General features: G+C 59.7%; 15 protein-coding genes and 3 pseudogenes. 14 read left to right on the forward strand and 4 right to left on the reverse strand.

Annotation, left to right across the window (positions count from 1 at the left end):
* Window positions 1-153: 153 nt before the first annotated feature.
* From GSQ76_RS30925 to GSQ76_RS23210, 3 genes are all read left to right on the forward strand, one after another.
* Complete coding sequence (locus tag GSQ76_RS30925; protein ID WP_174247390.1) at window positions 154-477, forward strand: hypothetical protein; 324 nt, start codon at window positions 154-156, stop codon at window positions 475-477.
* Window positions 478-540: 63 nt separating this feature from the next.
* Window positions 541-1464 (forward strand): Ku protein, encoded by a 924-nt coding sequence (locus GSQ76_RS23205; RefSeq protein ID WP_158746490.1) that lies wholly within the window; start codon window positions 541-543, stop codon window positions 1462-1464.
* A gap of 290 nt (window positions 1465-1754) precedes the next feature.
* Window positions 1755-2855 (forward strand): hypothetical protein, encoded by a 1101-nt coding sequence (locus tag GSQ76_RS23210; RefSeq protein ID WP_158746491.1) that lies wholly within the window; start codon window positions 1755-1757, stop codon window positions 2853-2855.
* Window positions 2856-3622: 767 nt separating this feature from the next.
* Here GSQ76_RS23210 and ligD read toward each other — a convergent pair.
* The 3 genes from ligD to GSQ76_RS23225 all read right to left on the reverse strand — a co-directional run bounded on the left by ligD (window position 3623) and on the right by GSQ76_RS23225 (window position 7876).
* Window positions 3623-6271: a DNA ligase D gene (gene ligD / locus GSQ76_RS23215; protein ID WP_158746492.1), complete on the reverse strand. Its 2649-nt coding sequence runs from the start codon at window positions 6269-6271 to the stop codon at window positions 3623-3625.
* A 406-nt stretch (window positions 6272-6677) separates the two neighbouring features.
* Complete coding sequence (locus tag GSQ76_RS23220; protein WP_158746493.1) at window positions 6678-7565, reverse strand: hypothetical protein; 888 nt, start codon at window positions 7563-7565, stop codon at window positions 6678-6680.
* A gap of 23 nt (window positions 7566-7588) precedes the next feature.
* Complete coding sequence (locus tag GSQ76_RS23225; protein ID WP_158746494.1) at window positions 7589-7876, reverse strand: hypothetical protein; 288 nt, start codon at window positions 7874-7876, stop codon at window positions 7589-7591.
* Window positions 7877-8066: 190 nt separating this feature from the next.
* Here GSQ76_RS23225 and GSQ76_RS23230 point away from each other — a divergent pair, with 190 nt between their 5' ends.
* From GSQ76_RS23230 to dinB, 4 genes and pseudogenes are all read left to right on the forward strand, one after another.
* On the forward strand, window positions 8067-10136 hold the full coding sequence (locus GSQ76_RS23230) for an ATP-dependent helicase (RefSeq protein ID WP_158746495.1): 2070 nt from the start codon (window positions 8067-8069) through the stop codon (window positions 10134-10136).
* A gap of 72 nt (window positions 10137-10208) precedes the next feature.
* Window positions 10209-10670 carry an SOS response-associated peptidase family protein gene (locus tag GSQ76_RS23235; protein WP_408837145.1) on the forward strand — a complete coding sequence of 154 codons (462 nt, stop codon included), beginning with the start codon at window positions 10209-10211 and terminating at the stop codon, window positions 10668-10670.
* Complete coding sequence (locus GSQ76_RS32860) at window positions 10667-10813, forward strand: hypothetical protein (protein ID WP_408837146.1); 147 nt, start codon at window positions 10667-10669, stop codon at window positions 10811-10813. The genes GSQ76_RS23235 and GSQ76_RS32860 overlap by 4 nt, the downstream gene beginning before the upstream one ends.
* Window positions 10814-10886: 73 nt before the next feature.
* A pseudogene (gene dinB, locus GSQ76_RS23240) lies at window positions 10887-11992 on the forward strand (DNA polymerase IV).
* A 395-nt stretch (window positions 11993-12387) separates the two neighbouring features.
* Here dinB and GSQ76_RS23245 read toward each other — a convergent pair.
* Window positions 12388-12717 carry a helix-turn-helix transcriptional regulator gene (locus tag GSQ76_RS23245; protein ID WP_158746496.1) on the reverse strand — a complete coding sequence of 110 codons (330 nt, stop codon included), beginning with the start codon at window positions 12715-12717 and terminating at the stop codon, window positions 12388-12390.
* A gap of 1222 nt (window positions 12718-13939) precedes the next feature.
* Between GSQ76_RS23245 and GSQ76_RS23250 the strand changes: the two genes are divergently transcribed.
* From GSQ76_RS23250 to GSQ76_RS23280, 7 genes and pseudogenes are all read left to right on the forward strand, one after another.
* On the forward strand, window positions 13940-16030 hold the full coding sequence (locus GSQ76_RS23250) for an ATP-binding protein (RefSeq protein ID WP_158746497.1): 2091 nt from the start codon (window positions 13940-13942) through the stop codon (window positions 16028-16030).
* Window positions 16031-16386: 356 nt separating this feature from the next.
* The gene (locus GSQ76_RS23255; protein WP_158746498.1) at window positions 16387-17004 is read left to right on the forward strand and encodes an isochorismatase family cysteine hydrolase; all 618 of its coding nucleotides are present in this window, start codon (window positions 16387-16389) and stop codon (window positions 17002-17004) included.
* 102 nt (window positions 17005-17106) lie between these two features.
* Window positions 17107-17532: an OsmC family peroxiredoxin gene (locus GSQ76_RS23260; RefSeq protein ID WP_158746499.1), complete on the forward strand. Its 426-nt coding sequence runs from the start codon at window positions 17107-17109 to the stop codon at window positions 17530-17532.
* A 337-nt stretch (window positions 17533-17869) separates the two neighbouring features.
* A complete protein-coding gene (locus GSQ76_RS23265) occupies window positions 17870-18658 on the forward strand; it encodes an SDR family oxidoreductase (RefSeq protein WP_158746500.1) in 789 nt (262 codons plus the stop codon).
* Between the two features lie 138 nt (window positions 18659-18796).
* A pseudogene (locus GSQ76_RS23270) lies at window positions 18797-19117 on the forward strand (IS256 family transposase); the annotation flags it as partial.
* A gap of 81 nt (window positions 19118-19198) precedes the next feature.
* Complete coding sequence (locus GSQ76_RS23275; protein WP_254070590.1) at window positions 19199-20452, forward strand: IS110 family transposase; 1254 nt, start codon at window positions 19199-19201, stop codon at window positions 20450-20452.
* 343 nt (window positions 20453-20795) lie between these two features.
* Window positions 20796-21793: pseudogene (locus GSQ76_RS23280) on the forward strand (IS256 family transposase); the annotation flags it as partial.
* Between the last annotated feature and the right edge of the window lie 362 nt (window positions 21794-22155).

The following is a 22155-nucleotide window of genomic DNA, read 5'->3' on the forward strand; positions in this document are numbered from 1 at the left end:
GCTCGGGGCTTGGACGGATCGACGGTAGGCGCTCACGCACGAATCAATATCGGTTTGACGCGCCAAGCGCGTCGCGATACGGGCAGGAGATGCATCAGCGCATTGACGCCGCCAAAACGGAATTGGGTGAGCGTGGGCCGGTGTGGTGGACCGATGGCACGCCTGACCTCAACCGCAGAATGGCGCGGACCACGCCTTATGCAGCTTGGTTTGCTTATTTTCTGCCCGTTGATGCTGCGGATGGCGGACCGCTGGCGCGACGCGGCGCCCGTTGATTTGCATCTGCTGCCCGAGGCTCCTCACGGCTTCATTCATTCCCGCACCCGTATGGCCGCTAAAGTGCTAGCCGCCAGCTACGACTGGCTCAACGCCTCTATCAGCGGAGGGCGGCGCATTGGGGATTTGATTCCTCGCGCTGCAGGGGCGATGAAACCATGCTCACTGAGCGGGCTTATCAACCGTCGCGGCACAACTTAGACGTCTTCACATTTGTTCGTCTCTAACCAACGCCCCTGTCCCAACATCCTTGAGGAATGAGAGATGCCGCAGCGTCCAATTTGGCGAGGACATTTACGTCTGGCGCTGGTCTCGTGCCCGATCGCGCTCTACAGCGCCAACCATGACCGCGGCTCGTTGCACTTCAACCTGATCAATCCCAAGACCGGCAATCGGATCAAGATGATCACCCAAGACGCCGAGACAGGCGACACACTGTCGCGGGGTGATCTGGTGAAGGGATACGAATTTAAGAAAGACCACTATCTGATCGTCGACGACGAGGATTTCGAAAGCGCCCGGATCGAGAGTTCGACCACGGTCAAAATCGAGAAGTTCGTGGACACCAATTCCATCGACCCGATCTACTTTGATGCAAGCTACTACGTCGCGCCGGACGGCGACGCCGGCCAGGACGTTTATCTCGTATTGCGGGACGCAATCGCGAGCACCGGGAAAATTGCTCTGTCACGCGTGGTCATCGCACGCCGGGAACATCCGATCGCCATCATGCCGATGGGTAAGGGATTGGTCGTGCATACGCTGCACGAGGAACGCGACCTCAACGACTATGGGGCAATCTTCGACCACCTGCCATCCACCAAGCCCGACCCCGACATGATTCAGCTGGCAACGCAGCTCATCGATCGACAAACCGGCAAGTATGCCCCGGCTGACATCGAGGACCGTTACGAGACACGCCTTCGAGCGGTGATCGATGCCAAGCTCAAGGGCGAAGGGATCGAGGCAGAGACGACCGAGGAGCCCGATCGGAGCAACGTGGTCGACCTGATGGCCGCGCTACGAAAGAGCCTTGGTCAGACGGAGGACAAGGCCGAAGCGCCGAAGAAAGGCAGCGCGTCAAAAGCTGCTGCCAAACCAAAGCCGGCCCCGAAAGCCAAGGAGGAGGCCCCGGCGCTGAAAAAGCCTTCAGCTCCGGCTAAGGGCACCGCCCGGAAGCGTGCTTGAGTCGTGGTCGACCGGCCACCGCTTCAGCTTGACGTGCCGGTTGTCTTCCAGACAAACCTCGCAATGGATCATGTGCGTCTGACCATGATAGCCGGTATCGGCATCGCTAAAGCCACAGTCCGGGCAGCTATAGTGCCAAAGGAGAATGTTCGTCTGCTTTGTAGTGGTGGACATACAAGGTCCCTCAACTGATGCGCCGCGACTCGGCAGATCGAAGAATTATAGCGCGGATGTTGGTCGACGCCTGTCGAACGTCCAATCACGTTTTGATTCCACCCGGTCGCTGACTTTTGAAGAAGAAGCAGGAGGGTGCGGGTGGTGCATCGGCGGTGGACAATGCCGTGGGTACTTTGCTGCGCCTTGCTAATCTGGACCTCAAAGATGCCAGCCTCCTGTCATCCGGCCGTAGCGCCGCCAATGCTCCTGCATTGGTCCGACTGGCCTTTGATCGTCTGGCGCTGGCCGTTATATCCACCGAGCGGGGCTGGCCGCTGCCTTCGGCCGATCCAGATTTAAGCGCTATTCCCGACGCCAACCCGCTTAAGGCCACTCTGACTGAGATCGCTAAGGCGCAACCAAGTCCCCAGCCTTTTCCTGCCGTCGGACAAGATGGTGACGCGGAGCCGGTGCCTGGTCGCGACGTCATTCGTGGCGCTATCCTCGCCACATCAGCCTTGCTGAAGGACCTCGCCAGCCAATTCGACGTTGACCTGCTTGGTGAGGGGCCTGCCGGAAGCGCATCGCCTGCCCGCCTGGAGCCTGTCCTTTCTCAGCCCTTGCCATCGCCGCCACCCAAGCCGGCGGGTCCATCGCGGCAAGAGGCTGCAGCAGAGTCGATTTCAGCTGCGACAAAACCCCGGGTGGACGCCCCGGCGCCTGCAGAGAGGAAGGCAAAGCGACCGGCCATCGTGACAAGCGTGCCGGAACCGACGCAAGCGGCGACGCAGATAAACGAACCTCATGAAGTCGCCGGACGCTCGCCCGTCGATCTGACACCCGCGTCCAACAGCACCGCATCGACTGTGTTCTGGGCGTTGATGGATGACTGGCACGTTGAAGATATCCAGGCCCTTGCCCTGATCGGACATCCTGGAGGGCTGACGAAGAAGGGCACCCGCCCGCGCTTCAAGCTGGTTGGCGATGAGGTGACGATGTTCAGGGGGCTCAAGGAGATCGCGTCTGCCTTGGCGTCGCTCGAACTCGAACCGCGCGCCTGGCTCAATCGGCCGATCAAGGGTGCGCCCTTCGGGGGCGCCACGCCGATGGCATACCTGACCGACCAGAAATTGGCGGGCGTTCGGGACACGATGCGTTTCATCCTCCAGCAGGGATTGAAGCTGTCCATGTCGGCCAGCACCAAGCCCGCGCGGGCCAGCGGGGCGTCCCTATAAGGGCATTTATCAGCCAGAGCGGCCAGAGGCAGCGCGAGTAGCAAGTAGAACGGAGAAAAACATGAAGACTCCCCAGCGCGCCGAGCTACGATGCTACCACTTCATCTGTCCTAATTGCGAAATGAGTGACAAAGAGTTGGGTCATTTGGTTACAGCGGACGAGATACATTGCCTGGTTTGCCTTATCGAGGGCCAGCGACAGGTGGTCCTTCGGCGACGGCATAACCATGGGGCGGCCATTCCAATGAAGCTCGTTTATTCGTCTTAGCGGCAGGTGAGATGCTGGACACGCTTTCAGCCCGGATAAGCACCGTGGTGGAGCAACAGGAAGAGGCGGCCGCGATCTGACATGGCGCCGGTGACACCTGACGGTCGCTACTTCGTGGTGCGGGGACGCCTATGGCGTTGTACGAACCCGGATTTAGCTCCTGATCGGCGGCAGGCGTTGACCAGGGAGTTGATGTCAGCCCGACGGGCGAAGGGCATTGCGACGCGGGCCGGAGATGCATCCGGCCGGGAAGATGCTCGGCGACGCATCGACGCGATCAAGATGGAATTAGGCGAGCGCGGCCCCGCATGGTGGACTGATGGCGCTCCAGACTTCAACCGCCACATGGCGCGAACCACGCCTTACGCTGCCTGGTTCGCGAGTCTTCCGGACCCAGGATCGACGGCGGATCAGGTGCCCTGACCGTGCGAGTCTGAGCACTTGACGCCCGGCATCATGCCTCGTTCCCGCGAGAGAACATTTGCCTCCACGATCCCAGCTACCGCCCACGCGTTGGCGGCGCGGCGCGAACGATGGTGCTTTTCCGCGGGTTGGTCGGGCCGGCCGTCGGCAAACTGGGCAAGCGCTGCGCCGTGGCCTTGAAGCCCTTCCAAGGGTCAGCTTTGAGCGCCGCGATGCGGGCCGGGACCGAAAGGACCGTGAAAGCTTTGGGGTCGAGCTTGGTGGTCACTTCTCGCCACGCCAGTGGCGTCGCTACGGTCGCACCCGGCCGTGCCCTTGGTGAGAAACTTCCGACGGCAGTCGCCCCTAATCCATTGCGCAGCCAATCTACCAGAATGCGACCCCGCCGGTCGGCAATTTTGAGATGGGCGAGGAATCGCGTGGGTTCCTCGGCGGCCATCAATTCGGCGAAGGCCCGGCAGAATGGCTTGACGATGGACCAGTCGGCATCCGGTAGGAGCGGCACCACGACATGCAGGCCTTTGCCGCCAGTGGTGCGGCAAAACGACTCCAGCCCGATGCGCTCCAGCCGCTTGCGCGTATCGTGGGCCGCCTGCACGATATCCGGCCATGCCACACCATCGCCAGGATCCAGATCGAACACGATCCAATCGGGCCGGGTGGGGTCCGCCTCCGAGGCGCCCCAAGGGTGCAGTTCGATGGCCGACATCTGTGCCAGCGACAACAAGCCTTCCACGTCGTCGATCGCTAGGAACGGTTGCTTGGCCGTTGAGCCCTCGCGAATTGCCGCCGGCAATACGCCATGGCCGTTCTTCTGGAAGAACCGCTCCTTGGTCTCGTCGGTTCCCTCTGGACACCGCAGGATGGACAGCGGCCGTCGTGCTATTCCGGGCAGCGCAACGTCGGCGACAGCCTGCCAGTAGGCAGCTAGAGCGCGCTTCGAGACGCCTGGCCAAAGCTCGCGGTCGGGATGCGTGATCCGAACGCCGGCGACTTCGAAGGCCGCTTTTGAAGGTGGCCGGGCGACGACGATGCTGCCTGAACGCAAGGGTCCTGTCGCCTGCGGAAGCTCCTTCGGTGGCGACCGAAGAGGCGGAACTGCGCCGTGCCAGCCTTTGCGTGCCGTCGTGATCCGGGCGCCTCGCGATGGCCGAAACCGGGTGCGCGGCGCCTCTGGGTCGGCCAAGTCTCGCACGACGTCCTCGGCCGCTTTATCCTCCCGGATTCCAAGATAAACCGCATGCCGAACACGTCCGGCACCGGACCAGGCGGTGTACTGCACCTCGACGACGATCTCCTGGCCAACCCACGTGGTGGTGGGATCGACCGGATCACCCGCCACCATCATGTCCGGCGGTTCGCTGACCGCCATGGCCTGAATGCGACGATGGAGTGCCGTCAACTCCTTATCGTCGAAGCCCGTGCCGACCGCGCCCGCGTATTGCAAGATGCCTTTTGGATCACGGTAGCCGACTTGGAGCGCCCCAATACCGATGCGGCTGCCGGCGGGCGCCGTCCAACCGAGGACGATGAACTCCTCCCGCCCGGAGCACTTGACCTTGAGCCAGTCCCCGCCGCGACCGGCCCGGTAGAGGCTGTCCGCCCTTTTGCAGATGATGCCCTCCAATTTCATTCGGCAAGCACCTCTGCGCATCTCATGCGTCTGACCGATGTGGTGATCGCTGTAGCGAAGGGCGCCTTGCCATTCCGCCAAGGTGGCGAGCACGCGCTTACGCTCCAGGAGTTCGCAGCCTCGCAGGTCCCAGCCATCGATGTGCAGCAGATCGAATGCGTAGAACGTCAGCGTGTCGTCGCGCCCATTCTTCAGCGCTGCCTGGAGGCCTGGGAAGGTAGAGACGCCATCCTTGGCCAGGGACACCAATTCGCCGTCCAACATGGCTGATTTAACCCGCAGCGCTTTGAAGTGGGCGGCGATGCTCGGCATGCGATCGGCCCAATCGTGTCCATTTCTCGTGAGGAGCCTGACTTTGCCATCTTCAATGGCAGCGAGGATGCGGTAGCCGTCGAACTTAATCTCGCTGAGCCACAAGGCGCCGTCTGGTGGGTCCTCAGACAGCGAGCAAAGCTGCGGCGATTGTGCTTCGGGCATGGCCCGCATCACGGCCCCCTTGGCCGGCGCCTCCAATTTCCGCAGCTTCCTGACGGCGGTCTTTGGCTGTTTCGTCTTTGTTATCTGAAACGGCGTCTCTCGCTCGACATCGCCCGCGTGCATTCCCTCCCGGGCGTATTCGTCATGACCTTTGATAAGGAACCAGGCCTCCTGTTTCTTCGGGTCGTGTCGGAGTCGGGCAAGCGTGAAGCGACCGCGCAGACGCTGGCCGGACAGCTCAAAGCGAAGGGTGCCCTTTTTCATCCCCTCTTCTGGATTCTCCAGCGGTGTCCAGGTGCCGCGATCCCAAGTTTCCACGGTTCCCGCGCCATATTGTCCGTCCGGAATGGTGCCCGGGAAGTCTGCGTAGCCGATCGGATGGTCTTCCACGTGAACCGCAATCCGACGGTCCGCCGGGTCAAGCGACGGGCCCTCCCGAACCGCCCAACTCCAGAGGACGCCCCCATGTTCGAGGCGAAAGTCCCAATGCAGCCCGGCGCGATGTGCTGCATGCTTCTGAATGACGAACATGGCCGTATCGGAGAGGGTCGCTTGCTCGACGGGAGCGGGCTCGGCCGTTACGGCGAAGTCGCGCCGGGCACGGTATGTCGCCATCGACGTGTCCCGAACCGTCGGCTTTTTTGTCATGGGATCGAAACGCGTCAAGGAGGGGCGAGTTCTGAGCGGGCCAAATGGTTGACGGCAACCGGAGCCTTGGCTGCCGGATCGACATCAAAAAGCTTTCTACAATCCTGCCGCCTGGGCACCCGAACAAGCCACCGATGTTCAAGCGCTTGGCCACGCCTCTGCAGACGAATGGGTGTTGCGCTCGGCCGACTGCATAGTCGTGATGACGAGCCGACCTATCGTCCTCTCGTTCAAGACTGCTCCGTTCGCCTGCGGGCGTATCGTTCATCGATCAAGTCAGATGAGAGTCGTTGCCAACGTTGACGGCGATAACGGGCGTAGAGTATCGCCGTCGGAGCGAGAATGCGCTCCTTCGTCATCCAGCGATTTTAACCTAGCGACGCGTCTCCCGTGCTCGTTCGGTCGAAGCCGCCTTGCGTCGCGCTACGCGCGATTCTTCGATGGTCGGCTGCCACCATCCTCGCGCCCGATCTCGGTCGTCGGCAGCCCAGCGTGCCGGCCAAGCTTTGACCAGTTCCTCGTGGGTCGGTTTGCGCCAGGTCACCCATATCAGGGTGGCGCCCGCGGTCGACACGTCCGGATAGAAGGATTTAGCGATGTCATCGTCGACCAGTCCCCCGGTGACGTCGGTAAACATCATCGCGCCCAGGTGGGTCATGACAACTTGGTCCAGCGGCGGCAGCGGTTCATCGGGAACCGGATAGCGGCGCCGCTGCCTCTCGGCCGCCCTTGCCGCGGTCTCTAGCTGCCCTGGCGTCCCTCTGCGGTCCTGCTGTCGTTGTTTTCGTTCAGCCGCCTCGTTGCGCTGCGCCGCCGCCTCGATCGTCGGCCAGCACCTCTGCAGGTCCTCCCACGACCGAAAAGGGACGCGCCACGCCTTCAGATCTCCATCCCACGCCGCCCACGGCACTGCGCGCAGTTCTTCCACGACCGTCTTGGAGTAGGGGGTGCGTATGAGCAAATCGTCGGCCACCTCCAAATAACGGCTCTCGATGGCCTGGAACGCGAAGGCGTCTCGGCCGCGATCGTCGGCATAGGCAAGCACACCCGCCATCTCGCGCCCGAGCCAACGGTTGAGCCGGCGCTCGGCGGTTGTGCCGGGCACGAACCACGCCCGGAGATCGTCCCGCCAGCGGGCGCCCGGGAAAGCAGACCGAAAGCGCTCAACCGTCATGCGGTCATAGGGGAAAGCCGCCGTTGCGCCGGTTTTACCCTCAACTGGCTCTAGTACCGCGATGCTGAAACCGGGCTTCTCGGGCATCACCTCGCCTCAACCACGCTCTGTCAGCCGCTCAGGCCAAGCTCTTGCCGGATATGGGCAAACTTCTCGCGATTTGCCAGCCGCGGGTCGGCCATCATCGCCCGAAGGTCGTCCAGTCCCGCGTCGGTGAAAAATAGCCGTGGGATTCGAGCGGTGGTGTCGAGACGCATTAGCCCTCGTTCCAGCAGGGTCTTAGCGGCCGGTGGCAGCTTTGGTTGTCCGGCTTGCGGGCCGCCTCGCCAGGTCTTCAGCTGAAAGCCCTCGGCGACCGTCGGGAAGCTCGAAAAAAACATGTCGAGTTCACGGCGCACGTAGTCGCGTTCAGCGGCAGTGAACCTCGTCCCAGGAGCTCGTAGGTCGTTCATGCTTCGCCGGAGTTGAAATTAAAGCCTGGCGACGTCCGCTCACAGCCGGTTCGACATATCGGCAGCTTTTCCGCTCTTGTGAACAAAACAAGAAACATGGTTGATTGGCGCCCCTTTGCCCGCTGGTAGCTCATAGATGCCTCTCGACCACCTCGCCACATTGAATAGCGAACAGCGACGCGCCGTCGAGCATGACATCGGCGGCGTGGCCATTGGCCTGGCTGGGCCGCTGCTCGTCATCGCCGGCGCGGGATCGGGCAAGACCAACACCCTAGCCCATCGGGTTGCAAACCTGATCGTCAACGACGTCGATCCACGCCGTATCCTGCTGATGACGTTTTCCCGCCGTGCCGCGTCCGAGATGAGCCGACGCGTCGAGAGCATCTGCGCTAAGGTGCTGGGTGCCAAGGCTGGCGTCATGACCGATGCGCTCACATGGGCTGGGACGTTCCACGCGATCGGCGCCAGGCTGATGCGGGAATATGCAGAGCAAATTGGCCTTCAGCCCAATTTCACGATCCATGATCGAGAGGACTCAGCCGATCTGATGAACCTCTTCCGGCACCAAATGGGCTTCTCACAGACCGAGAGCCGGTTTCCGACCAAGGGCACGTGCCTCTCCATCTACTCCCGCGCCGTCAACGCCGAGATGCCCCTGGAGGCCGTGTTGCAGGGTCACTTCCCCTGGTGCGCGGCCTGGGAGGTTCAATTGAGGGACTTGTTCGCCGGCTACGTCAACGCGAAGCAGGCCCAAGGCGTGCTCGACTACGATGATCTGCTGCTCTACTGGGCGCAGATGGTCAGCGACCCGGCCCTGGCGGCCCATATCGGCGAGCGCTTCGACCACGTGCTGGTGGACGAGTATCAGGATACCAATCGGCTGCAATCCAGCATCCTGCTGGCCCTGAAGCCCAGCGGCGCAGGCCTGACCGTGGTGGGGGACGACGCCCAGTCGATCTACGCATTCCGGGCGGCGACCGTTCGCAACATCCTCGACTTCCCCAGTCAATTCAGCCCTCCAGCCGCCATCATCACGCTGGACCGCAACTACCGCTCCACACAGCCGATCCTGGCCGCCGCCAATGGCGTCATCGGCCTGGCGGCGGAGCGGTTCACCAAGAACCTTTGGACCGAGCGTCGATCCGCTGAGCTGCCTGCGCTGGTGAGCGTGCGCGATGAAGCAGATCAAGCCCGCTACGTGGTGGAGCGGGTGCTTGAAAACCGGGAAGGGGGCACCGACCTCAAGCAGCAAGCTGTGCTTTTCCGAACATCAAGCCATAGCGGCCCGACCGAAATCGAACTAACCCGGCGCAACATCCCTTTCGTCAAGTTCGGCGGGCTCAAATTCCTGGACACCGCCCACGTCAAGGATTTGCTGGCGTTGCTACGTTTCGTGGAGAATCCGCGCGATCAGGTGGCCGGCTTTCGCATTTTACAGTTGCTACCGGGGGTAGGACCGACATCGGCGCAGCGGGTGCTAGACGCCATGTCCAACCAGGTTGATCCAATTGGCGCGCTGTCGGAGATCGCCTCGCCACCTCGGGCCGGGGAGGGGTGGACGGACCTCGTCGCCACGCTTTGGCAGTTGCGATCGGGCAAGGCGGGTTGGCCTGCCGAACTCGGCTGTGGTCGGCTCTGGTACACGCCCCATCTAGAGCGCCGGCACGAGGATGCGGACGCCCGACAGGCGGACCTGCTGCAGCTTGAGCAGATCGCAGCCGGTTATCCGTCGCGATCGCGCTTCCTTACCGACCTGACCCTTGATCCGCCGGATGCCACAAGCGACCAGGCAGGCGTGCCGCTGCTGGATGAGGACTACCTGATCCTGTCCACCATTCACTCGGCCAAGGGGCAGGAATGGAAGTCGGTCTTCGTGCTCAACGTGGTGGATGGCTGCATGCCATCTGACCTCGGCACCGGCACGACGGCGGAGATCGAGGAGGAGCGCCGGCTACTCTATGTCGCCATGACGCGGGCCAAAGACACGCTGCATCTGATCACCCCGCACCGCTTCTTCACCCACGGGCAGCCGTCCATGGGTGATCGGCACGTCTATGCGTCGCGCTCCCGTTTCATCCCGGCCAGCTTGCTGCCGCTGTTCGAGAGCGTGACCTGGCCCGTCTTGGCAACTGAGGTGGCGAGGCAGGCGGCGATTAGCCACATTCGCATCGACGTTGGCGCGCGGATGCGCGGTATGTGGCGATGACAGGAGGCGCAAATCTGTAACCTCTACGCGATGACGTCGAGCCAGCAGGCGATCCGTGATCTGACGCGGGCGATGACGGACAAGACAGGCAATCTGCCGCCGCTTCCTGGCATCTTCCCTGACTATCAAGCGCCGATCGTCCGCAACCAGCCGGAGGGGCGTGAGCTGACCACGGCGCGTTGGGGAATGCCATCGCGTGTCTTTGCGTTGAAGGGTCGCAATTTCGATCCCGGCGGCACTAACGTCCGCAACGTTGCGTCACCGCATTGGCGACGATGGCTCGGGGTTGAGAGCCGTTGTGTCGTGCCGCTGACCTCGTTCAGCGAAAACGAGGTGCTGCCGAATGGGTCAAGGCCGCCGATCTGGTTCGCACTCAACGAGAGCCGACCACTGGCGTGTTTCGCAGGCATCTGGACGCGCTGGACCTCGGTTCGCAAGGTGAAGGAGGGGCAGACGACGAATGACGTGTTTGCGTTCCTGACGACCGAACCAAACGCGCTGGTCGCACATTCCATCCCAAGGCCATGCCGGTGATCCTCACGACCCAGGAGGAGATCGATCTCTGGATGACGGCGCCAACGCCGGATGTCCTCAAGTTGCAACGCCCTTTACAGGACGACGCGCTGGTGATCGTCGCTCGCGGCGAGAAGAAGGACGAAGGCGGGCTGACACTGTGATGGCGCCATATCCGGTGGCCCAAGCCGGCGCCGTCAGTAAGCGAGATCCCGTCTACCTCTGCCCTGCCTGAACATGGAAACGGCGCATCAACCTGCGGAAGTAAGGCGGATCATCCACATCGATATGGATGCTTTTTACGCTTCCGTTGAACAGCGGGATAATCCGAGCCTGCGCGGGTTGCCTGTCGCCGTTGGAGGAAGTCGCGAGCGCGGTGTCGTGGCGGCCGCAAGCTACGAAGCGCGCAAGTTCGGCGTCCATTCCGCCATGCCTTCGGTGACGGCGCGCCGGCAATGCCCCGACCTGGTCTTCGTGCCGCCGCGCTTCGACGTCTACAAGGCCGTGTCCCAGCAGATCCACAGCGTCTTCGCGCGCTACACGCCGTTGATCCAACCGTTGTCTCTCGATGAGGCCTATCTCGACGTCACCGTGCCACTGCTTAATCGTGGGTCTGCGACGGCGATTGCTGAGGAGATTCGCGCTGCAATCAGGGCGGAGACTGGGCTGACGGCGTCGGCGGGCGTCTCCTATAACAAGTTTCTTGCCAAACTTGCCTCGGATCAACGTAAGCCGGACGGGCTATTCGTCATCACGCCGAAGATGGGTCCGGCTTTCGTGGAAGATCTGAAGATAGGCAGGTTTCACGGCGTCGGTCCTGTGACGGCAGCTAAAATGAATGCTCTCGGTATCCATACCGGAATGGACTTGCGGGAACAGTCATATGGATTCCTGGCGGAGCACTTTGGCAAAGCCGCAGGTTACTACTATGGCGTTGCCCGCGGGGTCGACGATCGTCCTGTTGAGGCTGATCGCGCCCGCAAGTCGGTGGGTGCCGAGACAACATTTGAGCGCGATCTGACGACATGGGAAGAGGTGGCGCCGGCCTTGATGCGGTATTCAAGAAGGTCTGGATGGCCTGCACGCGAGGAGGGCACGCGGGAAGAACGGTGACGGTCAAAGTTAAGCATTCTGACTTCCAGCAAATCACACGCCGGAGATCGCTCGTCGAGGTTGTGGCGTCGCAAAGTGAGTTGGAGCGGGTCGCCCTGGAACTGCTGAGACCCTGTTTTCCTCCGCCTCGCAGTGTAAGGCTGCTGGGAGTGACGCTGTCCAGCTTAATGTCTGAGGAAGCTCACCATCGGACCCAATTAGCGCTTGGTTTACCCAACGTCGCCGACTGAAGAAAACCAGAGGCTTTGCATGCTCTGTCTTGCGTCAAGTTGATCGGTCAGCCCTGGCAGAATGCAGTTGATACTCGAAATTCAGAACGTTGATTATAGTTTTCTCTTAGAGGGGCGACCCGCATAATTAGGAGAATCTGACGGTGCGGGACCTTCATCGTCCCGGGACATCGTCCGATTCACCAAGGCTAGCATACTCGTCAGCGTCGCCAAGGTGACGCCGACGTCCGCGCGCCTCTCCACCGTGAAAGCGAGCGCGACGCAGCGGACACCATTCGGATTGGTCGTCGTCGGCTTGATAATTCGAAAGTAAGGACGAATAGGGTCAGTTAACTACTGCCCGGGAGTCAACAAGTTTCTGGCAAGGTCTTCGTTTCACGATTAAAGACGATACTTCATTTTAACTTTAAGCTTGCTTCTGCGCTGGCCGCCGACCTCAATAAACGGTCTTTTTGGCGCCAGCGTAACGGTGTCGTGCCGACCACACTACGAAACCGCCGAGACAGGTGAGCCTGATCCGAAAAACCGCATTCGAGGGCGATCCTGCTCAACTTTTGTGCGGTCGATCTCATCATCCCTTGTGCACGCTCAATCCGGCAAGCCGTGACGTAAGCGAGCGCGGTCGTTCCGAAACTCAGGCCAAACGCCACGGAGAAATAGCTGACGCTTAGCCTCGTTAGTCCCGCCAGATCGGCCACTCGGATCTTGGAGCCGAGGTTGTCCATGACATATATGTTTATCCTCTTTGATTGCCAAGCGGCGAGACCCCCACGAGCAAGGAGCGACGCTACGGGCGTCAGAGCTGACTCAACGCGTCCCGGAGCAGCGTGAGTATGCTCTAAATCTGACCTATTCACAACATTTTCCTTAGTTACCTGTTGAAAGAAATGTATGAGCTTTCCCTGGTATCGAAGAACTGCAACTACCCTCGTTCATTACTAGGATGACGATGCACGGTGGAGGTTTTCGCAGCAGATTGGGCTTCTCATCTATGCCGTGTCGGAAAGATGTTGAACAGTTATACCTTCGTTTAACCTTACAAAATATGGCCGATCAGACGGGAATTTGTTCAGGGTCGGTTCGATGTCGCATCGTGAACGGGGAGGGATGACACACATGCCTTTGTCATAACCGATGATCCCGGCCTGCTTGAGCCTGTTGAGCCGGCTGTCGGCCCTCGCACATTCGATGGTGCCAAGCTTGGCAACGCGGTCGAACGCCGTTCACGGGATTCGGATCAATCTTCCCGTCATCCACGCCGCCTATGGCAGCACAATTCTTTTTTGATTTCCACGGATATGATTCGGCCTCTACACAAAGCCAACAGAGAGTGCATTTGATTATGGCCCCACTAACCGTCCGAAATCAGAGCCGAATAACTACATAAGACAAGTCAGGCACGCTGGTTGCTGCTGACGCTCCGACTGGATGTCGGACGGGAGCAGCACCGTCCTCGGGGGAAGAGCCGACGTCCGATTGGACCGGTTTGCACTGACTTTGTAAGGCTAGTCACAGGGCGTTTTCATATCTCATGGAGCGAAACCCGAACCGAAGAACCATTCTTAAAGAGGGGACATGACGATGCAGTTTATCACTTCCGCCGACAAGGCAACAATGACCTGACCGGATTACAGTAGAATAAACTGTCCGCTAAACATGTCGCTCCCCACATTACTCTACCGAGCTCCAGAGCAGCCTATCGCGATGCTCTGAGTTGCTCAATAGATCAATCGCAACGGCTTGTGCGGCTCTCCCAAGGATGAGGACCGTCCATTGCGGCTTCACTCGATATGGCAAATGGCCCTGTATCCCAAGACTGGACTTCGCTTCCGTTTGGGCAGGCCCTCAGATGTAGGCGAACCCAACTAGGTGGAGTTAACTCGTGCCGAATCATTTTTGTCTAGCTACGGCCGACCTCAGGCTCTCGGCGCCAGTTGATTGTCAGATATGAGTGGCAATATCCCCGCCCGCACCGTGCTCGCCATGCCTGATAACTGTGAGGGAGCAATGGGCATATTCAAATCAGGGATCCTGGATTTTGTGCAGGAAAGTCTCATTGTATTTGACTTGGGTGGCCGCATCCTAAGCTGGAATAAGGCATCAGAACGGATCTACCGAAGATCCTGTGAAGATGCAGAGGGTCGGCATTTTGACGAGATGTTAGGCGGCCGATCCTGGCCCAGCGCCGAGCAGATGACGTGCGAGAGCAGCCCTATAGAATTGCATCGAAAAACCGCCTGCGGGCAAGACATCATCGTAAGCACACAGCTTTCCCTCAGATACAGTCCTCTTGGAGATCCATTGGATTTCGTGGAGACCGGAGTCGACGTTACCTCTCAAAAGCGAGCGGAAGCCGCAGCGGAGGCCGGTCGCAGGCACTACCGCAACGTATTCCAGGCGATACCGGCGTCAGTATGGGACATTGATTTCTCGAGAGCTCGGATCATCGCCAAGAACTGGTTGGAAAGCGTCACCATTGATCCTCGCGAATGGTTTGCAACGCGACCCGATCAGGTAAGGGCGCTAATGCGAGCCACCTTTGTCCGGGACGTTAATGATAGAGCGGTCGAGCTATTCGGACCGTGCGTTCGCGAAGACCTGCTTATAAGTGTTGAGAGATTCTGGCCGAGCGGCAGCACCTCGGCCTTCGCAGACTGGGTTGCCTCGGCGCTTGCGCAGGAGCCGTATTTTGCGTGCGAAACGCGACAATGTCGATTTAACGGTGAGGAGTTCGATGCCCTCTTTACGGCTAGTTTCGCCGCCGGGATGGCGGATGAAGGCAAAGTGGTTGTTACCATAGTTGACTATTCGGCTATCAAAGAAGGCCAAGCCGCCGTAAGGAAAAGCGAGGCATTCTATGGAGATATGTTTCACGGCTCTGCATTCTCGGCTTGGCATTTAGACGCCTCCGAAACCCAGGGAATTTACAAAGATCTAAGGCGTCGCGGCGTTACTGATTTGCGCGCACATTCGGCACGGCACCCAGAGCTCATACTTGAGATAATGGAGACGATAAAGGTAGTAGATCTCAATGCAACCTCTCTCGGTATGTTTCAGGTGAGAGATAGAAGCGAAGTTATAGGGCGTTCCATCACGCCTTTCTGGTTTCCAACGCATCTCGAGACCTTAATAGGAAGCCTTTCAGCGTCTTTCAACAGCGAGCCCAATTACAGAGGCCTTACACGGATGCGTACGCTGACTGGAAATGCGATTGACGTGCTGTATACTAAGTCGGCCTCCAGCACCCTGCGCAGTGCCGGCCAGTTGTTGCTTGCCATCGTGGACATGAGCGACAAGGTTAAGGCACAAAGCGCCATGGCAGAGATGCAAGCCACTTTCTCTCATGCTGCTCGGGTTTCGTCCCTCGGCGAGCTTACAGCATCAATTGCCCACGAAGTAAATCAGCCATTGGCCGCGATCAGTGTAAATGGGGAGGCGGCTCTACGTTGGCTCGATCGAGTACCCCCTAACGTCAACAAAATCGTAGAAATAACGCGCGAAATGATTGCGGATGCGCGTCGAGCGACCAACGTTGTCGCTCACATTCGCTCAATGTCCGCTCCGCAGATTGGTCTGCAAAAGCGATTGTCGCTAGGAGCTTTGGTCGATGACGCCCTTACGCTGATGGGCTCCCCACTTATGAATGAAGGGGTGGTGGTTGTTCGCCATTTACACTCGGCTCTTCCGGAGATTCTCGGTGATGCGATCCAATTGCAACAGGTCATCGTCAATCTAATAATTAACTCGCTACAGGCGATGAGCGGGATTCGGAATTCGCGTTTGATAGTACGGACGGAAACCGCAGGTCGGTCGGTCCTGCTGAGGGTTGAGGACAATGGACCAGGAATAACCAACGAGAATATTCAAAAGCTATTCGGTAGCTTTTTTACAACCAAATCAGATGGCATGGGCATGGGTTTGGCGATTTGCCGAACTATCGTCGAAGCGCACGGTGGAACAATCTTGGCAGCAAACATGGAAAGCGGTGGGGCCTGCTTTACCGTAAGCCTCCCATTGGCGAGAGACAAAGATCGTTAGAAGGTTCTCCGACCGGCGCACACTCAATCAACGGGGGGCCGAGAAGGCGATTTCCAACGCGAGGCGCTTTCGGAGCGCTTGTGTAGAGTCGATATAAAGCTGCTGCCTGGGACAAAACGAAAAACCGGCCTGAATCATAGCTCCAGATATCTCTAAGTATAATTGAGGCCCTGATACAAAGCTATGAACTTCCAAGTAGCCTGTGGAGCCGATAGTCTTTGTTGCCATCTTAGCGAAATAAGGTTTCGTCTGCCCAGGAAACTACGGCCCCGTCGAACCCCGCGGTATGGTGACCGTGCCGATCGCAGTCATCCGGCCTGACTGCTCTGAATGTTCAACGAAATAGGAAGCACTTCATGCCAGTAGAAACCTACTCGACCCGAGACACGGCGTTATTGCTCGTGGACCTTTTAAATGACTTTCTAGACGATGAAGGTAAATTAGCGGGCCGAATCGGACCAATGCTCGAGAAGACCAATTTAAAAGAAAATCTCAAACGACTCATCAACGGCGCCCGCGCCGCTGGAGTAAAGATCATCTATGTGCCGCATGGGCTTCATGAACACAGCTTCGACGATGTTCAACACATTCATCCACGCTGGCAATGGGCGATGGATGAGAAAGTATTCTGGATCGGGGAATGGGGGGCAGACTTTTACGAGTCATTTGCGCCCCGCGACGAGGATGTCATCATCAGCCGTCACAGAACCTTTGACAGCTTTGTTAACACAGACATGATCCCGAAACTCAAAGAGCACGGAATCGAGAAGGTTGTTCTCGCTGGCCTGACGTCCCACACATGTGTCGAAAGCGCAGGCAGGCACGCCCTCGAGGAAGGGTTTCACGTCACCTTCTTGAAGGACGCCGTCGCGGAGTTCACCGAAGAAGCACACAATTTGGCAATCTCCATCTCTTACCCGACCTTCGGACACGAGGTTTTGACAGTTGATGAGTTCCTCGGCTCGATTGGATGAAAAGCAACCCATTCATCGGTGTGTACTGTCGGGGTGGATAGCGACCTCCCGACGCAGCAAGCCGTTCCGGGATTCAAACGTTCTAATGCAAGGCGGATTGAGATGAAAGCGATAGGATATGCGACATGGCAGGGCAATTGGAGAACAGGCTCCGGGACAATATCGACTGAGACGGGCACGATCAAAGGCGCCGTCTTCAGCTTTGGTTCCCGTTTTAAAGGAGCAGACGGGGCCAGCCCGGAGGAGCTTCTCGCCGCGGCCTACGCGGGCTGTTTCAATCAAGCCCTTGCCAATAACATCGAGATTATGAGCCTATCAGCCGAGGCAATAGATACTTCTGTCGTGGTAGAAATGGGTGAAGATGAGGAGGGGCATCCTTCGATCACCAAACTCTCCGTTACCGTGGAAGCAAGGGTTCTAAGCCTTTCGCAAGACCGATTTGAGACTATTACGGAACGAGCGAGGACCCACTGCAGCATTGCCAAAGTTCTCCGTTGCGAGATTGGTATGGTGGCGGTCCTTCTCTGATCTCCGCAGATCACGTCCATTAGGTAAATCCAGCAGGAGGGTTCATTCCAAAGGCGTCCCAAGAGTTTACCAACAGCGTATCTTCCAGCCAAGTCGGGACTTGGCACCTGAGAATTGGCTCACCTGTTTCGGAGGGACTTACCGAGTGTGCAACTCGAAATTGCGTAATCAGCGCTGCTGACATCTTATTCACCATCGCCGCTAGAAATGCATCAGCTGTCATAGGGCTCTTTCCGGACGGCCTGCTTTCCATGTGAAACCCTGTGTTAAACCAAACTAATCGCCCCAAGAACTACGGCTCCATAAACCGGCCGTTTCGTCGAAAAGGATCATAATCATGCCAGCGTCCGCTCCCTGCGCTTTGATCACCGGTGCCTCGGCCGGTATTGGACTATGCTACGCTGAGCATCTCGCGCGCGCTGGGCATGATCTCGTTATCGTCGCCCGGCGAGGCGAGATACTAAACAAGCATGCAAAACGCCTCGAAGAGGCTCACGGGGTGGATGTTGAGGTATTGACGGCCGACCTCGAACAAACCATCGACGTTGCCCGGGTGGCCGAGCGCATCGAGACAGGCGGCCGTATTGACGTTTTCATAAATAGCGCGGGTTACGCCGTCCGGGGAAGAGTCGACGCTCTTGACCCGATCGCGATGGAAGCGATGCTGAAAGTCAATATCATAGCCATGAGTCGGCTATCCCATAGTGCCATGAGTCGGATGAGGGCCGAAGGTAGCGGCCGCATCGTGAACATCGCGTCGGCAACGTGTTTCATCCTGATACCTGCAAATGCTGGTTACGGCGCATCGAAGAACTACGTAATGGCTTTCACACGCCACATGCAGGTGGAGGCGGAGGGAACGGGTATACAAGTTCAGTTGCTCGTGCCTGGCGTCGTGGCAACGGACTTCCATTCTAAAGCCGGTGGAAGCCTATCGGCGTTCTCCGCGGAGCGGATCATGAGCGCGGACAGTCTTGTCGTCGCTTCACTCCGGGCGTTGGAAATGGGCGAGTCTATCTGTATCCCGTCTCTCCCGTCCATCACGAGTTGGGATGCCTATATTGAATCCGAGCATCTTATCGCCAAGGACGTCTCGCACGCCCAGAGCGCGGCTCGTTACCACTGAGGTTGGATTCCCCAGGACCCTCATAGGTGTCGACGGATGTCCGGAGCTATGGCCGAACCTGGGTGACGACGGTTTGAGAAAGGCGGCGTGTCGAGGTGGGTGGAAGCCTGCCTGAACCTCCCGAAGGAGCGATACGCCATGACGAGCGATAGCACCGTTGTCTCCCTCCGTCAGCCCGATACGGTTGACGATCCGCTAACGGCCGTTCTGCGCAGCGGCGCCCGCCGACTGCTGGCCCAGGCCATCGAGGCAGAGGCTGACGCATTCCTTGCTATGATGAAGAGCGTGCAACTGCCGGACGGGCGCGATCGCCTGGTTCGGCACGGCCACGGACCGGAACGCCAAGTGCTGACCGGCATCGGGCCGGTCGTGGTGCAGCGGGTCAGGTTGCGCGACCGGGGCGCTGGTGAGGCGGGTGAACGTATTCGGTTCACGTCGGCCATTCTGCCGCGGTGGGCGGAGTAGCCAAAGATCCTATGCGGGTGGGCGGCGGCCAACTCGTAGGCTGAGGCCGGTGCCACCTTATCCAGGAGTTGTTCAATGCCGAACATCGAACATTCGACTCAAGCTGCCGCCCCTGCTGATGCCACAACGATCGACATGGACGCCACGCTGTTTGTGGCGCTGGAACTCAGCCTTTCGAGTTGGTTAGCCGTGGCGAGTGCGCCTGGCGAGGACAAGGCCAGCAAGCACGGTATAGCGGCCTGCGACGGTCCTGGCCTGCTTTCAGTGTTAAAGCGCCTGCAGGAGCGGGCTGAACGGCGCCTGGGGCATCCGGTGGAGGTGCTTGTCATGCAGGAAGCCGGACGCGACGGGTTCTGGGTGCATCGTTGGCTGGAAGCGCACGCGGTGAGAAGCGTCGTGGTCGACCCAGCGTCGATCGCGGTGAATCGACGCAGCCGCCGCGCCAAGACAGATCGCATTGATGCCGAAGCAATGCTGCGCACGTTGATGGCTTGGTCGCGTGGTGAGCGGCAGGTGTGCGCCATGGTGCGTCCGCCTTCGCGCGAGGCGGAGGATGCGCGACGGTTGAACCGCGAGCGGGAAGCCTTGCTGGCCGAGCGCATCCGGCACGCTAACCGCATCAAGGGCCTGCTCGCCACGCAACGCGTGTTTGGGTTCGAGCCAACCTTGCGGGACCGGCGGGCGCGGTTAGCGGATGTGCGCACGCCGGAAGGCGACCTCCTGCCGCCGCGGCTCATGGCCGAGATCAGGCGCCAGATGGATCGCCTCGAACTGACCATGGCGCAGCTCGGCGCCGTTGAAGCGGACCGTGACGCTGTTTTCAAGGCCGAACGTGCCGTGCTCGCCGTCCCAAGCCCCGTCGCCGAGAGGGCATCCGGAGAGGAAACACCTGCTGCGCCGCGTCCCCTCAATGAAGGGCCTGGTGCACGGTTGCTGCGGCTCAAGGGAGTAGGGCCTGAAACCGCCTCGGTGCTGGCTGGTGAAGCGTTCTTCCGCGATTTCCGCAACCGGCGCGAGGTCGCCTCTTACGCCGGGCTGACGCCGAGCCCTTGGCAGAGCGGCGGCATCGACCACGAACAGGGCATCTCCAAGGCCGGCAACGCCCGTGTGCGCAAAACGATGGGGCAATTGGCCTGGCTTTGGCTGCGCAACCAACCCGCCAGCGCGCTCAGCGCCTGGTATCGCGACCGGGTCCGCGACGGGAAAGGCCGCAACAAGCGCATTGCCATCACGGCCTTGGCGCGCAAGCTGCTGGTGGCCCTCTGGCGGTTCGTCACCCATGGCCTGGTGCCGACGGGTGCCATGCTGAAGCCCACCAAGGCGGGCTGACGCAGACGCCGACGTCCGTAACCCAATACGCGGCGCAACGTCAGTTGCACCGCCGGATCCGGGGTGGATGGTGACCGATCGGAACCTGGGCTGAAACATGCCGCGCTCCAAAGAAGGGTCCCATTCCTCCGAGCCCCTGCCCTCAAGCATGAGGGATTATGGTCCGGATTGTTCGAGGTCCGACCGGATACGAGGTGATGCGGCCAGAGAGGGGCTGCATGAAGATGACGGGCTCGAACCACGGATCTGATAACGATGGGAGATCAGAAATGACCGCTTGACAGAAGAAACCCCATACGAGGTTCCGTTGGCCTGCAAGGCCAATGGAAGGGCTACGGAGGGTCGGAGAACACCGAGCATGGATGCCCTTCTGCCAATCCTTTATCTGCGCGGTGTCTCGATGGGTGACTTCCAGGAGGCGTTGGCCGCCTTGCTGGGCAAAGACGCCCCGAACCTGTCGCCTTCGACCATCGCACGGCTTCGTGGCGATTGGGAGGCTGACTATGATCGTTGGCAACGGCGCGACCTATCCGCCCGGCGCTACGTCTACATCTGGGCGAGGCTTGCCAAAGGTTCCGGCCGGCGAAGCCGGGTGGAATGGCAAGACGAGGGGGACGGCGTCTATCTTCAGGCGCGCATGGAGCCGCAGGCCGAATGCATGCTGGTGCTCATCGGCGCCACGCCAGAGGGCAAGAAGGAGTTGCTCGGCTCTCAGGTGGGCGTCCGGGAAAGTGGGCAGCGCTGGCGGGAATTGCTGGTCGACCTGAAGGCACGTGGCTTGTCCATTGCGCCAGAGGTAGCGACCGGAGACGGAGCGCTCGGCTTCTGGAAAGCACTTCACGAGGTATCGCCGACCACACGACATCAGCGCTGCACCGTACACAAGACGGCCAACGTGCTCGACAAGCTGCGCAAATCCGTCCAGCCGGCGGCCAAATCCGATCTGCGCGAGGTCTGGACAGCGCCGGACCGTGCGACAGCCGAGGCGGCGATTGCGACGTTCGCCGACAAATACAGGGCCGAATACGACAAGGCGGTGACCTGTCTGGTGAAAGATCGCGACGCGTTGCTGACCTTCTACGATTTCCCTGCCGAGCATTGGGATCATCTGCGGACGTCGAACCCGATCGAAAGCGTGTTCGCAACGGTGCGGCACGGACGGTGCGGACAAAGGGGGCGTTGTCTCAGGACACCGCCAGGCTGATGGTGTTCAAGCTGGTCACCGCCGCCGCGAAAACCTGGCGCCGGTTGAAGGGCGAAAACCAGTTGCCCAAAGTTGTCCAGGGCGTCAAATTCACCAACGGCATCGAGGTCATCAACACGCCAGCACAGAACGCCGCCAAATCACGGCGTCACCCAAATTCCACCATAGCTCGGATGTCCGGGGCGACAGGTCTAACCGGTTGCGCTACAAGAACGGTACGGATCCCGCCTCCGCCGGGTGTATCCTGATGCTTTGAAGGGTTCTGGAACACATCACGGAGATCGTTGCGGCCCAGGTCGCCCGAAACGCCCACCCTCGCAACGACCTCACAGCGGAGTGACTTGCACTGGATGATGCAATTGGTGGCGGTTTTGAGACCCGGCTGGTGCCAGTCAAGGGCCATCCCGAATGTAGTTTCGATGTTCCGATGGGAGCCGAGAATAGGCGGGTCGGACCGCGTTCAATCAGCCGGCCTTCCGCTCCCGGCTTGGACTTGTCA

Origin of the sequence: Acidisphaera sp. L21 (genome assembly GCF_009765685.1) — a bacterium.
GTDB lineage: Bacteria > Pseudomonadota > Alphaproteobacteria > Acetobacterales > Acetobacteraceae > LMUY01.

What these genes read in the sequence shown, in the direction of transcription:
- GSQ76_RS30925 (WP_174247390.1), top strand. Translation starts at nt 154, where the DNA reads ATGGCACGCCTGACCTCAACCGCAGAATGGCGCGGACCACGCCTTATG.
- GSQ76_RS23205 (WP_158746490.1), top strand. Translation starts at nt 541, where the DNA reads ATGCCGCAGCGTCCAATTTGGCGAGGACATTTACGTCTGGCGCTGGTC.
- ligD (WP_158746492.1), bottom strand. Translation starts at nt 6,271, where the DNA reads ATGGCGACATACCGTGCCCGGCGCGACTTCGCCGTAACGGCCGAGCCC.
- GSQ76_RS23220 (WP_158746493.1), bottom strand. Translation starts at nt 7,565, where the DNA reads ATGCCCGAGAAGCCCGGTTTCAGCATCGCGGTACTAGAGCCAGTTGAG.
- GSQ76_RS23230 (WP_158746495.1), top strand. Translation starts at nt 8,067, where the DNA reads ATGCCTCTCGACCACCTCGCCACATTGAATAGCGAACAGCGACGCGCC.
- GSQ76_RS23235 (WP_408837145.1), top strand. Translation starts at nt 10,209, where the DNA reads ATGACGGACAAGACAGGCAATCTGCCGCCGCTTCCTGGCATCTTCCCT.
- GSQ76_RS23245 (WP_158746496.1), bottom strand. Translation starts at nt 12,717, where the DNA reads ATGGACAACCTCGGCTCCAAGATCCGAGTGGCCGATCTGGCGGGACTA.
- GSQ76_RS23250 (WP_158746497.1), top strand. Translation starts at nt 13,940, where the DNA reads ATGAGTGGCAATATCCCCGCCCGCACCGTGCTCGCCATGCCTGATAAC.
- GSQ76_RS23255 (WP_158746498.1), top strand. Translation starts at nt 16,387, where the DNA reads ATGCCAGTAGAAACCTACTCGACCCGAGACACGGCGTTATTGCTCGTG.
- GSQ76_RS23260 (WP_158746499.1), top strand. Translation starts at nt 17,107, where the DNA reads ATGAAAGCGATAGGATATGCGACATGGCAGGGCAATTGGAGAACAGGC.
- GSQ76_RS23265 (WP_158746500.1), top strand. Translation starts at nt 17,870, where the DNA reads ATGCCAGCGTCCGCTCCCTGCGCTTTGATCACCGGTGCCTCGGCCGGT.
- GSQ76_RS23275 (WP_254070590.1), top strand. Translation starts at nt 19,199, where the DNA reads ATGCCGAACATCGAACATTCGACTCAAGCTGCCGCCCCTGCTGATGCC.